The following is a 12,719-nucleotide window of genomic DNA, read 5'->3' as shown; positions in this document are numbered from 1 at the left end:
CAAAGGCGGCTTTTTTATCAGACCTTGATCGCGATGAAGTGAATGAGTCCAGAGAACCCGCCCAGCAGAATCCACAGGGTAGAAAAGATCCAGGGCGAGCGCATCGAAAACTTCAAGGCATCTCGGTACCCACGCTCATTGGATTCCCGTTTCGCGAACAATGGAGAATCGTCGTAGGCATCGCTCATTTTGGGCTGGCCGTGCAACAGATTGCTTTGCTTCAGATACCAGTGGTCGATGATCTCGTACGCAGCCTTTATACCCGACCAGGCATGCAGCGAAGTGATCAGACCCAGGACTGACAAAAGAATTGAGACCACCAGCGAGAAAATGTTGCCCCATTGCGGATTGATGTTTGCCATGGATGAGCAGTAGGCGATCACCAGAAACGACTGCGCCCCCAAATAGGCGTTTGTCCGATTTGAAAGCATGGTCGTTTCGTACTCAATTTCTTTTCGATAGAAGTCCAAGCGATCTTTCAGCGATCCGAACATGATCGCGTCAGAAGTATCCTTTACGTCAGCCTCAGATCGCTGGGTGACGATGTGGCTCATGAGAGCCTGGTCACGGTCAGTACGACCGCTGCAATCCGTTCCGCACGGGAGTAGATCTCAGTCTCCAGTTCTTCTCCAAAGACATCAGGATCGACCTCACGATAAGACCAGCTGTAGCCGGCTTTATCGATCAATGGCCGGGCGTGTTCAAGAAACAGATCCACACCCTCGACCCAAGGTGAACCCGTATAGAGAACGAGGCTGCCGCCTACGGTGAGGCGACTCATGGCCTGATCCACAATACGCACCGACAACGCCGAACCCAGGCGATCTCCACCGTGGCGATAGGCCCGTTTCTGGCTGTCCTGCATGTAGGGCGGGTTGGCGACGATCAGATCGAATTCACCTGAGGCACTGTCCATCAGATCGCTGTGCCACGCAGAAACGTTTTCCGTCTCGGCCAGCGCTGCATTGACTGCGGTAAACCTCAGCGCTGTGGGGTTGATGTCCAACGCCAGTACCTGGGCATCGTGCCTGGCCTTGGCGATCAGGATGGCGCCCGCGCCACTGCCGCAGCCTATATCCACTGCAGTGCGGATGGGATGGGTCGAAGTGCGCAGGTGCTCCTCAATGGCCTGGGCAAATCGGTATGTGTCGGGGCCAAAGAATACTGAGTCGTTGGAGACAGTGGGAAACGCCGAGTGCACGAACAAATGGTCATGCAGGCTTGACCAGCGCACTTCGCTGATCCACAGGCCAGCATGCGCGCGCAGGATGGCTCTGCTGAGCAGGGCCTCAAGCTCAGCTTCGGGGAGAAGCTCGGTAGCAAAAGGTCTGTTCCAGCCGAAAATATCCCGCAAGTCGCGAGCCTGATGATTTTCCTCACGAGCGTTGTTGCGCTGATGGGTGAGGGGAGTGACCGTGGTGAATCGGTACCCATCAGCCAAAAGACGCCGGCCTAACTGCAGCAGGGCGAGATCATGAGTTTGGTCTTCGGGGTTGATTACATCGAGAGACTGGGAACGCACAATGGCTTGGCTCATCGGATTGAAGATCCTTCAGCAAGTTGACGGGAGAACGCTCGGGTCGCATTCAGGCCGTCTGGAGTTGAATGCAGGGAGGGGGACAGGAGGGCGGTCAATCGCTCAACGGATATGGCACCTGAGGTCGACGCCGGTAGCTCCACATGGGTCGCACGTCGACGGAATTGCGCGCGAAATGGATTGGCTTTTTTCGCCTGGTTTTCTGGCTGCCAGTCACCAGCAATCCAGTCCCGCAGTAGCTGCATTTCGTAGCCACTGAAGACTCCGAACATCACGGCACCCGGGCCGTCGATCAGTTGCCAGAAACGGCTATCAGCCGGATCTTGATGTCGTTTGATCCAGCCTTTGTGTTCCAGCGCTGCAAGAAAAGCCCGGCATTGTCCGGGTTCAGAAAGCCATTCATTGACGGTCAGGCCATCAAGACGGCAGTAATCAGAATGCATGTGCTGGCCGAACGAACGTTTGCGCTCCAGCATGGCGACGACTTCATGCTCCAGTTCGAAGCTTGAGATCACAGCCCTGGTGCCTGTTCCCAGCTCATTGAGCAAATAGCCTGTGCGCATGCGCGCAATGAACTTCCCTCGCGAGTCGTCCATGGGCAAGAGATCAATGGCGGCCTGTACGGCTTTATGGGCGTGGCCCGTGCTCGCGTTGTCGATGGTGACATGCAGCGTGAAATAGTAGGGGTCGATGCCGAGTTCGTTGAGCTCGAATGCGGTGATCAACAGATGCAACGGCAGTTGTTCATAACCCAAGTTGTAGCCCAGCACCTCAGGCAGGTAGTCACTGCCAGCATGACCCAATGCCAGCTGGATGGCGCCCTGTACGTGGTGTTCCTGATCGAGCAGTTCAGTGGGAGCGCAGTCATGATCCGCCAGCAGCTTGCGATAGAGCACCACATGGTTCAGTGCGGGGTCGCCATCGCCCAGCTCTTCAAGATAGGTGCGGATCAGCGGGTGATATCGCCAGTCACCGCCATGATGCACAGCGTCATACAGCCATGCACCATCGACCAGCTTGGTCGGCGCCACGTGCTGCAGGAAATACAAGGCGTGGGCTTTGCTGGTAAAGAATTTTCGGCCACACCCCGCGTGTCGACCATCCAGATATTCGCGATAGGCGCTTGCGACCTGACTGGCGTTGCCCTCGATCCACGCTGCCCAGTTGTTGAGGTCATCAGGAAGCCCTGCGGCGTCACTGTGCTGGGTGGCTAGCATCAATTGATCGTTCAGAAATTCCTGAACCACCGGAAAGGCGACGTCCTGAGGCCGGTTCAAGAGGGCGTGATAGATGGAGACCGCGTCTGATGCTTGCGTCGGTTTCGAGATCAGGCAGTCAGCGACACTTCGCAGAGAAGTCATAGGTAGGCCTACACAGTTTTCTTGGTATGTAGGTGAGAGAAAGGCCTGGAGGATTAATTCAACGAACTTTGAGGAGCCTGGACAAATAACGCCAAGCGCATGAGCTAAAGGGCGAGGTCAAGATCTCTGGCGCCTCAATCATCCCTTGTGGCTTCCATGATGGTTACGAGGATCTCTTGCATCTCGTCGACACAGGCTTCCAAACGTTCGAAGCTGAGCAGCAGGCTCTGCCGTGACTCAACCGTCTGATGGCCTGAAAGCTCATGGGGCTCAGAGGTGTGGTGCTCGGCAAGGGCCTGGATTGCCCTACGCAGCCCGCGTAGATGGCCTGCTACTTCTGATTCAGCGTTTTGACGAGATCGGCGCATGCAGCCTCCTACGGGTGATGGGTAGATTTCTCTCGTAGCCGTCCCGCCGAAAGATGGAATTAAGACAACTGCGAGGGAGTCGACCGCTCACACAAGAAGGAAAACACCATGTCAATTTCTCTGCTTGAATTACGGCACATCATCGAATCGGGTTTTCTGCCGCTTGAATGCCGATGTACATCCACCACAGCCAATGAGTTGACCATCGAGATCATTGACCGAAGCACCGGCGCCAACTTGGCGGTAGGCGGGATTGATGTCGCGACGTTGGGTACCAGTCGTGCCATCTCGGAGTTGATAGGAGAGCTTCGAAACGAGTTCACCGCCATGTCTCAAGCCAACACACACCTACCTCATAAAATCGCATAGCTGAGAGTTTCACGTCTCCAGTAGGTGGAAGCCACGGATCATGATCCACCTACCTCAAACCTGATCCAGCCCCCGCTGCCGTGCTCCAGATAATCAATAATTTCCCCTGAGAGCGAAGGCCCTGCCGATGTGCAAATCTGCACATGTTTGAATCCTGTTGGACGATTCAGATGACCCACGAAGTCCACCAAACCCGCTCCTGTGGGATATTCACTCCTGAGCTTGATGAAGGCGATAGTGTGCAGGTGGCGTATGTCCGATGGATCCTCGCCGGCAGAAACGCATAGTGAAGCGATACCGTCGTAAGAGATGACCATAACGAAATCCTTTTCTGCACCTAGTGAAAGCGCCGCCGTTGAGAGGGGGGGCGCAAGTGACGTCAGTTCGCGGCATCACCGCCATGGGCTTTTGCCAGCGCCTTGGCATGCTCCAGGTGAGCCTTTAGTTTTGGCAGGGTGTCAGTCGCGAAAGCTTTGAGTTCCGCATCCTTGCCCTCGGACGCCTCCTTCTCGAACAGCTCAATGGTCGCTTCGTGAGCTTTGACCTGGTTGTTCGCGTACGCCTGATCAAACGACTTGGCGCTTCGCAGCTCAAGAATCATGGCCTTTGCTTTGTCGATCAGTTCAGCACTGTCAGAAACCTCAAGATTCTTGGCATCAGCAATCGATTTAAGTTTGGCGTTTGCAGCGGTGTGGTCTTTGACCATCATGTCGGCAAAGCTTTTGACGTCAGCGGCGGTGCCCTTTTCCTGAGCCAGTTTCCCGGCCTCGACTTCCGCTACGCCTTTGGCTGAGGCGTCCTCAACGAAGTCGTCGTTATCCTGTGCTGCAAAGGCACTTTGAGCTCTCAGGCCAATCAGCAGGGTAAAGGCGCAAGTGTTCAGTAACTTAGCCATTTAGATTTTCCTCATCATTCCATGATGGGCATTAGCGCCCATGGGCTTGTGAGTAATGCCCGTAAATTACGTTCAGCGCTATTTGCCCAGTGGTGGAAATTAAAGGCGCTAGCTACCACTGGTCGGTCAGGTGATCAGTTTTAAGAACGCGCGCCGTTTGGCTTGGGTCGAGTAATTAGCAGGGCGCGTTATTTTGCTGTATCTGCTCTAACCCAGTACCGATTAGACGAGGACTTAATCATGGCTAGAACCACTGTGGATGATTTGTTTATTCACGAACTTTCCGATGTTTACAGCGCGGAAAAACAGATTACTAAGGCACTTCCTCGCTTGGCGCGTGCCTCGACCAATCCGAAGCTTGCAGAAGCTTTTACCTCTCACCTGGAAGAGACCCAGGGCCAGATCGAACGCATTGATCAACTCGTTGAACAAGCCGGACTGAAGCTCAAGCGCATGAAGTGTGTTGCGATGGAAGGTCTCGTGGAGGAGAGCAAAGAACTGCTTGATGAAATCGAGAAGGGTGAGGTGCTGGACGCCGCGCTTATTGGGGCCTGCCAGAAGGTTGAGCACTACGAGATAGCGAGCTACGGCACGCTCATCGCGATGGCTAAACACCTTGGAATGACTGACGCTGCCAATCTCTTGGCCGAAACGCTGGTGGAAGAAAAGGCCGCCGATGAGAAGCTTTCGGCCATCGCCGATGAGGGCGGTAACCAAGCAGCGACGCTCGCTAAAAAGTGATGGACTGCGTCATAGCCATTTCGGTGCCGCGAACTAACCATGAGACTGAACCTGTACAAAGCTGAAACTATGTATAAGTCGAGCATGCAGAGTTGAGTGTCGGCTGAGCAGCTGAAGTTGATTCCTAAGTAGTAAACCGTGAGCAATATCGGGCTTGGGCTCGAGTGCGTCTAAAAATAGCTAAGGATGGGAGTAATACCATGTTCTTGCATAACAAGCGTTTGCAATACACCGTGCGCGTTGCTGAACCAAATCCAGGTTTGGCGAATCTGCTTCTGGAACAATTTGGCGGGGCTCAGGGCGAGCTCGCGGCGGCGACCCGTTACTTCACACAGGCGCTCGCCGAGGAAGATCCAGGCCGTAAGGATCTGCTGCTGGACATCGCTACCGAAGAGCTCAGTCACTTGGAAATCATCGGTTCGATCATTGTCATGCTAAACAAAGGCGCCAAGGGCAAGATGGCAGAAGGTGTTCAGCAGGAGGGTGAGCTGTATCGGGATATCAATGGCGCCGGCAATGATTCCCATATCACCAGCTTGCTGTATGGCGGTGGTGCACCGTTGGTGAACTCTGCGGGCGTACCTTGGACGGCGGCTTATATCGACACCATCGGCGAGCCTACCGCTGACTTCCGTTCCAACATCGCCGCTGAGGCTCGGGCGAAAATCGTCTACGAACGGCTAATGAATGTAACCGCCGATCCTGGCGTAAAAGATGCGCTGGGTTTTTTGATGACACGCGAGATTGCGCATCAGCTGTCGTTTGAAAAAGCCCTGCATTCGATTCAGCCCAACTTCCCACAAGGCAAGCTGCCTGGAATGCCGGAGTTCAGTCGCACCTACTTCAGCATGTCCAACGGTGAGCCCAACGTGCGTGGGCCTTGGAACAGCGATGCCGAGTTCGAGTATGTCGAGAACCCTCATCCAGCCGTGGATGGTGGTGATGGAACCGCTTCGGTCACATTAGGCGAGGATGACTCGGTCACGCTAACCATGATGACAGAGCGGACGAAGTCCGACTTGGATGCCGACCCGGTGACAGGGGCAGACCTAGGCTCTGGCCTGGGGCAAGGGTCAGAAAAAGATATTGATCCGGCTTTGTGATACGTGGACTTGGGGGCAACGCTTACAGTTGCCCCACCTCACCAACGCTAACTGAGAATACTTGTAATGGCCTCTTCATCCCGTAAATTCTCAACCACAGACCGCAGAATCGACACACTGGTGTCGAATGAGCTTGATCGTTGTGCCCGCAGCTTTGAGTCACAGGCTAATGCCTGTGCGCGAGGCCTTCATACGGCCTTGTTCATCCAGCGCTTCAAGCAGGGATTGCTTGGCCGGTAGTAGCCCGAGCCAAGCTTTTGCCCGTGTCCTGCACGGGCTTTTTTTATGAGTGTGGCCCGTACGATGCGGCTGGACGCACCCCAGTCACTTGTTGACCATTTCCTTGATGGTGCCAGTAGGCACACTGATCAACGCATATTTACCGTAGATTTGCACCCATTGCTCGTGCTCCTCGGGCGCCTTCAAGTGCCGACTTTTCCAGTCTTTGACCTCCATGCTTTCGCGTTGATATTCATCGGGCACCGGATCACCGACCTTGTACTCTCTGTCTCCAGTTCCAGGGCGATCCAGCGTAACGCTGGGCTCTTCAGCCGCAAATGAAGCGCTTGAAGCTGCGCAGAACAGGGTGATGGCTAAAGCGGCAATTGGTCGTTTGGACGGCATAGGTCATTCCTTCGGTGGGTAGATTTTGAGGATGTTCAGTCACGAGTGTCTTGGCCCCGCACTGGAAATGAGGGGAAGACAGAGCAGTGATTAGCGGTACAAAGTTGAAGCGGCCTCGACCGTCAAGAGGGTCACGCCGGCGCAGAAAATCACCATTCCCCAAATTAGCCTTGGGCGCGAAAGGAAGTTGGCCATAGCTTTAGAGTTCTTGAGGTCATCCATGGTTTGCATGATGTGTGCTCCACATGATCGGATACGGACGCTCGAAGGAAGTCAGGAAATCCTGGCGTTGAGTCCGTCAATAAGGTGGAGTGACTCAACCCGGTATCGTTCCGATTAAAAGATCGCCGGATCGGCACCGCCGATGGTTCGTGTCTTTGACGACTTTGCCACCTGCCCGCTGATAGATGGAACCTTGGAGGGTCGAGCTTGCCCACCCACTGTACAAATCATCGATTCAACAGGAGGAAATGATGCCAAGCTCTGACGGAAAGATTCGGTATGCGGTAGTGGCCGGTGGTTCGATTTCACAGGGTGCTTTCATGCCTGGAATTGGCCAGACGGATAACTCAGTGATGACGGCACTGGTGACAGGGGATCCGCTCAAAGCGCAGGATTTGGCCTCAATTTACGGCCTGAAATCTTATTCGTACGATGAGTACCCGAAGCTTCTGGCCTCCGGGGAAATTGACGCTGTCTACGTAGCAACACCGAACTTCCTGCATACCCAGTATGTGATTCCTGCGCTCAACGCAGGCATTCATGTTCTTCTGGAAAAACCGATGGCAATCACCGAAGCCGAATGCCGGGAAATGGCGGACGCAGCAAAACGGACGGGCACTAAACTCATGGTTGCCTATCGGCTCCATTGCGAGCCGGGAACGCTGGAGATGATCGAACGTGTTCAGAACGGAGATTTCGGTGACCCTCGGGTGTTCACGTCGACCTTCGCGCAAGTCGTCAAAGCCAGCAACCACCGCAACCAAAATGGTTTCGCCGCTGGCCCCGTGGCGGACATGGGGCCTTACCCTTTGAACATGGTGAGGAAGCTTTTTAACGCTGAGCCCATTGAGGTCATGGCCTTGGGCTCAAAGACGCCAGGCTCCCCGCTGGACTCATGGGACACGGTGACCGTCTCACTGCGTTTCCCGGAAGAGCGGCTAGCCCATTTCACAGTCAGCTACACACTGCCGGATACTGAGCGCTTCCAGTTGCTCGGTACCAAGGGTGAAATCGAGGCATCACCCTGCTTCGGGTACGGTGAAGGCGTCGCGATCAGTTATCGGGCGATGATCGACGGCGAGACCACGGAGCACGTTCACCCAGTTGTGGATCAGTTCGCTGGCGAGACGGCGTACTTCTCCACCTGCATTCTCAATGACCAAGCACCTGAACCTGATGGTGATGAGGGATGGAGGGACGTCCGGGTGGTGGTGGCGATAGAGCGAGCGCTGGAAACTGGGTTGCCGCAGAAGTTGGAGCCATTAGCGGCGAGGCGCTTACCTCGCAGCACGCAGTGTCGAAAGCTGGTGTTGGCCGACGTACCACCCTTCATCAATACCGAATCACCAACTGAGTGACCGGCGAAGCCGACGAATGAAGCGCAGTGCTGGACGCGTCGGCTTGCCAATGGGTAAGAGGTGACTCAGGAGTGCAGGGGGAGAGGTTAAATTCCGCGAGGAGTTGAGATCAACGCCTCCGGCATTGTCTGCAGTTGACCTACAATCGGTCTGGCAAATAGATAGCCTTGCATTAGATTGATCCCCAAGGCTAGCAGTGTGTCTCGTTCCTCAAGCGTCTCGATCCCTTCAGCAACAACGATGATCCCTAGTCGTTCGGACACAAGGACGATGCCCTCAACAATGGCACGGCGTACTCTGTCTCGATCAATGTCGCGAGTAAGTGCCATATCGATCTTCAGAACGTTCGGCTGAAACATCGCTAGGAAATTCAGCCCTGAATAACCTGCGCCGAAATCGTCGATAGCGGTGGTGAAACCTTGACGCTCGTACTCTTGGAAGATCGATTTCAAATGATCCGGATCGTCTACACGCTCACCTTCCGTAACCTCGAACATTAGGCGCTCAATCGGGAAACGGAATACCCGTGCAGCTTCTAGGGTGGCTCGAATGCATGTCTCAGCCCGGTACACAGCATTTGGCAAAAAGTTGATGCTGAGCTTGCAGCCAGGAAGGGCAGGCAGGCCCAAAGCAGCAGCAAGCTCGATTGCTCTTACCCTGCATGCCTGATCAAAACGGTATCGGTTAGTGTCATTGACTTTGCTGAGAATGCTTGCGGCTGACTCACCGTCTAGCCCGCGTACCAAAGCCTCATAGGCGTAGGCCTGACCGGTACGGACGTTGAAAACAGGCTGGAACGCCATGGTGAACTCAAAGCCGAGGCCTTCGAGGTTGCGGCACTCGGCGCACCCTAAGGATTTGAATGTTGAAGGTGTCATTTGATGCGTCATGTGGAGAGCCCCGCGAAATTCTCACTCGTCCAGCGCGTCAGGGATGGAGATGTCAGTATATCGGCAACGGGCACGGAATCTTTTGTTCAGGCGCTCAAAGTACCAAGTAGTCTTAGCATCGGCTCGCAAGAGTCACTGGCGGCTCCACCTACCCAAGGTTGTTTTAAACATTATTCTCAGCTCGACAATCGATGGATTCATGTGCCCGCGCACATGAACGATGGGGTGGATTGGTTTTTTTCAGCTCGGTAGCATTTTCTATGTTACCCCTCTGAATGGATGGTGTTGGCAGCGCGTGTTTTTGAGACACTGATGATCGTCGTTGATCACTATTGGTCTACGCCACTTTTCCACGCACGCCTATCCACATCTGTCCTCAGCCATTCTTTGGACTTCTTAGGAAATCCCCTTGCCTGCTATTTCAATGGATCGCGCCAGCGAAGACCGCTTGGTTCAAGTTTTGAAGGCCAGTGAGTTGCTCGTTGGAGCAAGGTCTGTGGAGGAAGTCGTTGCCGTGCTTCGTGACACTGCGCGTGCCGCAACTGGTGCGGAGGGCGTTGCGGTAGTGATTGAGGATGGAGGGTACTGCTCGTACGTCGCGGAAGACTCCGTTTCTCCGCTTTGGCAGGGCCAAAGCTTTCCTGCCGATCATTGCATTTCAGGGTGGGTGATGCGCCACCGGCAGACGGTAGCGATTTCTGACGTCCGTAATGATCCGCGCATCCCTCAGGACGCTTACGCCCCGACGTTCGTTCGAAGCCTGGTGATGGTGCCCATAGGGAGTCCCAACCCGGTGGCTGCACTGGGCGCGTACTGGTCAGAAACTCATGAACATGATCCAGATACGATCAAAAGGCTGGAAAGCCTCGCCCGGTTGGCGACGATTGCCATTGAAAACGCTCGACTCACGCAAGCACGCAACCGGGCCGCTGCTTTGGGCGCTGCGCAGAATCGCGTTCTGGAATTGGCAGTAGAAGAAACCGAACTCGGCGTAACCCTTGATGAGATCGTCCGTGAGGTTGAGGGGCTGTCCATGTCGGGCTTTTTGGCAAGCATCGTACTGCTGGCCGAGGACGGTCACCAGGTCGAGCACTGTGCGGCCCCAAGCCTGTCCGGCGTTTATCGCAGCGCTATAGCTGGACTGACCATCAGCCAAGTCGGAAAAATTTTCAGGGCGGGCGCTGTACAAGACGGCCTGCCGTTTGATGAGTCACGTTGGACGAAGTTCGGCAGCGTGGCCAACGATCATGACCTGAATGTCTGCTGGTCGATCCCGATACGTTCAGCGCAAGGCTCCTTGCTGGGCGTTCTCGTGATGTATCACCGGGATTTCCGCGAGCCTACTCCCGCCGATCTTGAGATCATCGACTTTGTCATTCAGACGGTGGGGATCATCGTGCATCGTGCTCGATCCGATTCGGCGATAAGGGCCAGCGAAGCGAGACTACGCTTGGCCGTTGACCATGCTGATGTCGGTTTTTGGGACGTGGATTTCGTTCAGAATACGTTGATTTGGCCACCCCAAACCAAGGCCATGTTCGGCATTTCGGCGGATGTACCGGTCACGTTCCAAGACTTCCATGACGGGCTACACCCTGAAGATCGAGAGGCGACTCTGGCTGCGTTCACTGCCGCCGCTGACCCAGATCGGCGAGCACTCTATGAAGTGGATTATCGCACTGTTGGCCGAGAGGACGGGATTGTGCGATGGATAGCGGCAAAGGGTAAGGGCGTCTTTGATTCTTCGGGACGCTGCTTGCGCGTGACCGGAACCGCCATTGACGTTACGGCGCGCAAGAGCGTGGAAGAAGCGCTTCGGGAACTCAATGCCACACTTGAAGAACGGATCGTCCAGGCACTCGTGGAAAGGGAGGACGCCCAGAGAGCGCTGCGCCAGAGCCAGAAGATGGAAGCCATGGGGCAACTTACCGGTGGAGTGGCTCACGACTTCAACAACCTGCTTACGCCCATTGTTGGTGCTTTGGATATGCTTCAGCGGCGAGGAGTCGGGGGGGAGCGGGAAAAACGGTTGATCTTGGGTGCGATGCAATCCGCAGAGCGTGCAAAAACGCTCGTGCAAAGGTTGCTTGCGTTTGCCCGTCGCCAGCCGCTCCAGTCGGTCTCGGTGGATGTAGCGAAACTCATAAGCGATATGGGCGATCTCGTGGCGAGCACCACGGGGCCGCAAATCAAAGTTGTTGTCGAAGCTCCGGATGGTCTGCCGGCAGCTATTGCAGATCAGAATCAGCTTGAGATGGCCCTCCTTAATCTTTCGGTGAATGCGCGTGATGCCATGCCGTCGGGAGGGACGATGCGGATTTCCGCCAGCATGGAGTCCGTAGCCATCGGACATCGATCCCATCTTCCTCAAGGTGACTATCTCTGTCTGTCAGTCGCGGATACTGGAACAGGGATGGACGCGATGACGCTCACTCGCTCCATCGAGCCATTTTTCTCAACCAAAGGCATTGGCAAAGGGACAGGGCTTGGACTGTCGATGGTGCACGGCTTGGCATCTCAGTTGAATGGCGCACTCACCATCCAAAGCTCGCCTGGTCTGGGCACTAACGTGGAGCTTTGGCTCCCCCGCAGCATGACAGTGCCTGTGGCTCCACCGCGCGTAGTTGATAGTCTGGAAACGCAATCAACACGGGGTATCGTGTTGCTCGTTGATGACGAGGAGCATGTCCGGGCCAGCACCTCCTACATGCTGGGGGAATTGGGCTACCAAGTAATTGAAGCTGCGTCAGGCGAGGCGGCGCTCGCGCTGTTTCAGAAAGGGCAGCCATTCGACTTGGTTGTCACAGACCATCTCATGCCCGGCATCAATGGCACTGACTTGGCCAGGATTATCCATAGCTCCAGACCTGAGGTTGCCATTCTCCTCGTCTCAGGCTATGCGGAGCGGGAAGGTCTGGATCCTAGTCTGCCACGGCTGAACAAACCTTTTCGAAAAAGCGAGATGGCCGAAATGCTGGCGCACATCCGTCGTCGATCCGAGATCCCCCAATAAAATCTGCTTTTCACCATCGTGTGATTCGCACCGGAGGTTCAGTCAATGAATGTCCTATGGTCGAGGCTGTTGGCGTCATCTGGAGCAACTGCTGGGCTGAGCAGCGAAAAATAGTCATGTGCATCTCTGCTTGGCTATTTCGGCCTGCCATTTTTGCCTGCAATGCCTTGCTCAAATGCCAGTCACGTACGTGACGCAGACTTTGCAGCTGCCGGCGTGATCTCGTGTTCATCGAGTT

14 protein-coding genes are annotated in these 12,719 nt (G+C 55.0%); 5 read left to right on the top strand and 9 right to left on the bottom strand.

Annotated elements, in window-relative coordinates:
• Window positions 1–17: 17 nt before the first annotated feature.
• The 4 genes from EGJ27_RS02745 to EGJ27_RS02730 all read right to left on the bottom strand — a co-directional run bounded on the left by EGJ27_RS02745 (window position 18) and on the right by EGJ27_RS02730 (window position 3,266).
• Entirely contained in the window at window positions 18–554 is a 537-nt protein-coding gene (locus EGJ27_RS02745; protein WP_125829173.1) for a hypothetical protein, read from the bottom strand.
• The gene (locus tag EGJ27_RS02740; RefSeq protein ID WP_125829442.1) at window positions 551–1,498 is read right to left on the bottom strand and encodes a class I SAM-dependent methyltransferase; all 948 of its coding nucleotides are present in this window, start codon (window positions 1,496–1,498) and stop codon (window positions 551–553) included. Before EGJ27_RS02740 ends, EGJ27_RS02745 begins: the two co-directional genes overlap by 4 nt.
• A gap of 35 nt (window positions 1,499–1,533) precedes the next feature.
• Entirely contained in the window at window positions 1,534–2,898 is a 1,365-nt protein-coding gene (locus EGJ27_RS02735) for an iron-containing redox enzyme family protein (protein WP_125829172.1), read from the bottom strand.
• Between the two features lie 134 nt (window positions 2,899–3,032).
• Window positions 3,033–3,266, bottom strand: a complete 234-nt coding sequence (locus EGJ27_RS02730; protein WP_125829171.1) for a hypothetical protein — start codon at window positions 3,264–3,266, stop codon at window positions 3,033–3,035.
• 108 nt (window positions 3,267–3,374) lie between these two features.
• Between EGJ27_RS02730 and EGJ27_RS02725 the strand changes: the two genes are divergently transcribed.
• Entirely contained in the window at window positions 3,375–3,635 is a 261-nt protein-coding gene (locus EGJ27_RS02725; RefSeq protein ID WP_125829170.1) for a DUF1652 domain-containing protein, read from the top strand.
• 38 nt (window positions 3,636–3,673) lie between these two features.
• Here EGJ27_RS02725 and EGJ27_RS02720 read toward each other — a convergent pair whose 3' ends face one another.
• Both EGJ27_RS02720 and EGJ27_RS02715 read right to left on the bottom strand, forming a co-directional pair.
• A complete protein-coding gene (locus EGJ27_RS02720; RefSeq protein ID WP_125829169.1) occupies window positions 3,674–3,952 on the bottom strand; it encodes a hypothetical protein in 279 nt (92 codons plus the stop codon).
• 62 nt (window positions 3,953–4,014) lie between these two features.
• Window positions 4,015–4,530 (bottom strand): DUF4142 domain-containing protein, encoded by a 516-nt coding sequence (locus EGJ27_RS02715; RefSeq protein WP_125829168.1) that lies wholly within the window; start codon window positions 4,528–4,530, stop codon window positions 4,015–4,017.
• Between the two features lie 240 nt (window positions 4,531–4,770).
• Between EGJ27_RS02715 and EGJ27_RS02710 the strand changes: the two genes are divergently transcribed.
• Together EGJ27_RS02710 and EGJ27_RS02705 are read left to right on the top strand one after the other, a co-directional pair.
• Complete coding sequence (locus EGJ27_RS02710) at window positions 4,771–5,271, top strand: ferritin-like domain-containing protein (RefSeq protein WP_125829167.1); 501 nt, start codon at window positions 4,771–4,773, stop codon at window positions 5,269–5,271.
• A gap of 200 nt (window positions 5,272–5,471) precedes the next feature.
• Window positions 5,472–6,374, top strand: coding sequence for a manganese catalase family protein (locus tag EGJ27_RS02705; RefSeq protein WP_125829166.1), 903 nt, complete (start codon window positions 5,472–5,474; stop codon window positions 6,372–6,374).
• Between the two features lie 324 nt (window positions 6,375–6,698).
• On the opposite strand, the gene EGJ27_RS02700 is transcribed toward EGJ27_RS02705, so the two are convergent.
• Both EGJ27_RS02700 and EGJ27_RS24760 read right to left on the bottom strand, forming a co-directional pair.
• On the bottom strand, window positions 6,699–6,998 hold the full coding sequence (locus tag EGJ27_RS02700; RefSeq protein WP_125829165.1) for an RcnB family protein: 300 nt from the start codon (window positions 6,996–6,998) through the stop codon (window positions 6,699–6,701).
• A gap of 90 nt (window positions 6,999–7,088) precedes the next feature.
• The gene (locus EGJ27_RS24760; RefSeq protein ID WP_158619328.1) at window positions 7,089–7,229 is read right to left on the bottom strand and encodes a hypothetical protein; all 141 of its coding nucleotides are present in this window, start codon (window positions 7,227–7,229) and stop codon (window positions 7,089–7,091) included.
• A gap of 242 nt (window positions 7,230–7,471) precedes the next feature.
• Between EGJ27_RS24760 and EGJ27_RS02695 the strand changes: the two genes are divergently transcribed.
• Window positions 7,472–8,578 carry a Gfo/Idh/MocA family protein gene (locus EGJ27_RS02695; protein ID WP_125829164.1) on the top strand — a complete coding sequence of 369 codons (1,107 nt, stop codon included), beginning with the start codon at window positions 7,472–7,474 and terminating at the stop codon, window positions 8,576–8,578.
• Window positions 8,579–8,664: 86 nt separating this feature from the next.
• Here EGJ27_RS02695 and EGJ27_RS02690 read toward each other — a convergent pair whose 3' ends face one another.
• On the bottom strand, window positions 8,665–9,468 hold the full coding sequence (locus EGJ27_RS02690; RefSeq protein WP_125829163.1) for an EAL domain-containing protein: 804 nt from the start codon (window positions 9,466–9,468) through the stop codon (window positions 8,665–8,667).
• Between the two features lie 514 nt (window positions 9,469–9,982).
• Here EGJ27_RS02690 and EGJ27_RS02685 point away from each other — a divergent pair.
• Entirely contained in the window at window positions 9,983–12,481 is a 2,499-nt protein-coding gene (locus tag EGJ27_RS02685) for a GAF domain-containing protein (protein ID WP_371920831.1), read from the top strand.
• Window positions 12,482–12,719: the final 238 nt, after the last annotated feature.

This window comes from Pseudomonas sp. v388, from assembly GCF_003935425.1.
GTDB lineage: Bacteria > Pseudomonadota > Gammaproteobacteria > Pseudomonadales > Pseudomonadaceae > Aquipseudomonas.
Note: the sequence above shows the minus strand (reverse complement) of the source record. Positions and strands in the feature narration are given on the sequence as shown.

Coding starts and splice junctions, on each gene's coding strand:
- EGJ27_RS02725 (WP_125829170.1), top strand. CDS start 3,375: ATGTCAATTTCTCTGCTTGAATTACGGCACATCATCGAATCGGGTTTT.
- EGJ27_RS02695 (WP_125829164.1), top strand. CDS start 7,472: ATGCCAAGCTCTGACGGAAAGATTCGGTATGCGGTAGTGGCCGGTGGT.
- EGJ27_RS02715 (WP_125829168.1), bottom strand. CDS start 4,530: ATGGCTAAGTTACTGAACACTTGCGCCTTTACCCTGCTGATTGGCCTG.
- EGJ27_RS02720 (WP_125829169.1), bottom strand. CDS start 3,952: ATGGTCATCTCTTACGACGGTATCGCTTCACTATGCGTTTCTGCCGGC.
- EGJ27_RS02710 (WP_125829167.1), top strand. CDS start 4,771: ATGGCTAGAACCACTGTGGATGATTTGTTTATTCACGAACTTTCCGAT.
- EGJ27_RS02700 (WP_125829165.1), bottom strand. CDS start 6,998: ATGCCGTCCAAACGACCAATTGCCGCTTTAGCCATCACCCTGTTCTGC.
- EGJ27_RS02735 (WP_125829172.1), bottom strand. CDS start 2,898: ATGACTTCTCTGCGAAGTGTCGCTGACTGCCTGATCTCGAAACCGACG.
- EGJ27_RS02705 (WP_125829166.1), top strand. CDS start 5,472: ATGTTCTTGCATAACAAGCGTTTGCAATACACCGTGCGCGTTGCTGAA.
- EGJ27_RS02690 (WP_125829163.1), bottom strand. CDS start 9,468: ATGACGCATCAAATGACACCTTCAACATTCAAATCCTTAGGGTGCGCC.
- EGJ27_RS24760 (WP_158619328.1), bottom strand. CDS start 7,229: ATGCAAACCATGGATGACCTCAAGAACTCTAAAGCTATGGCCAACTTC.
- EGJ27_RS02745 (WP_125829173.1), bottom strand. CDS start 554: ATGAGCCACATCGTCACCCAGCGATCTGAGGCTGACGTAAAGGATACT.
- EGJ27_RS02730 (WP_125829171.1), bottom strand. CDS start 3,266: ATGCGCCGATCTCGTCAAAACGCTGAATCAGAAGTAGCAGGCCATCTA.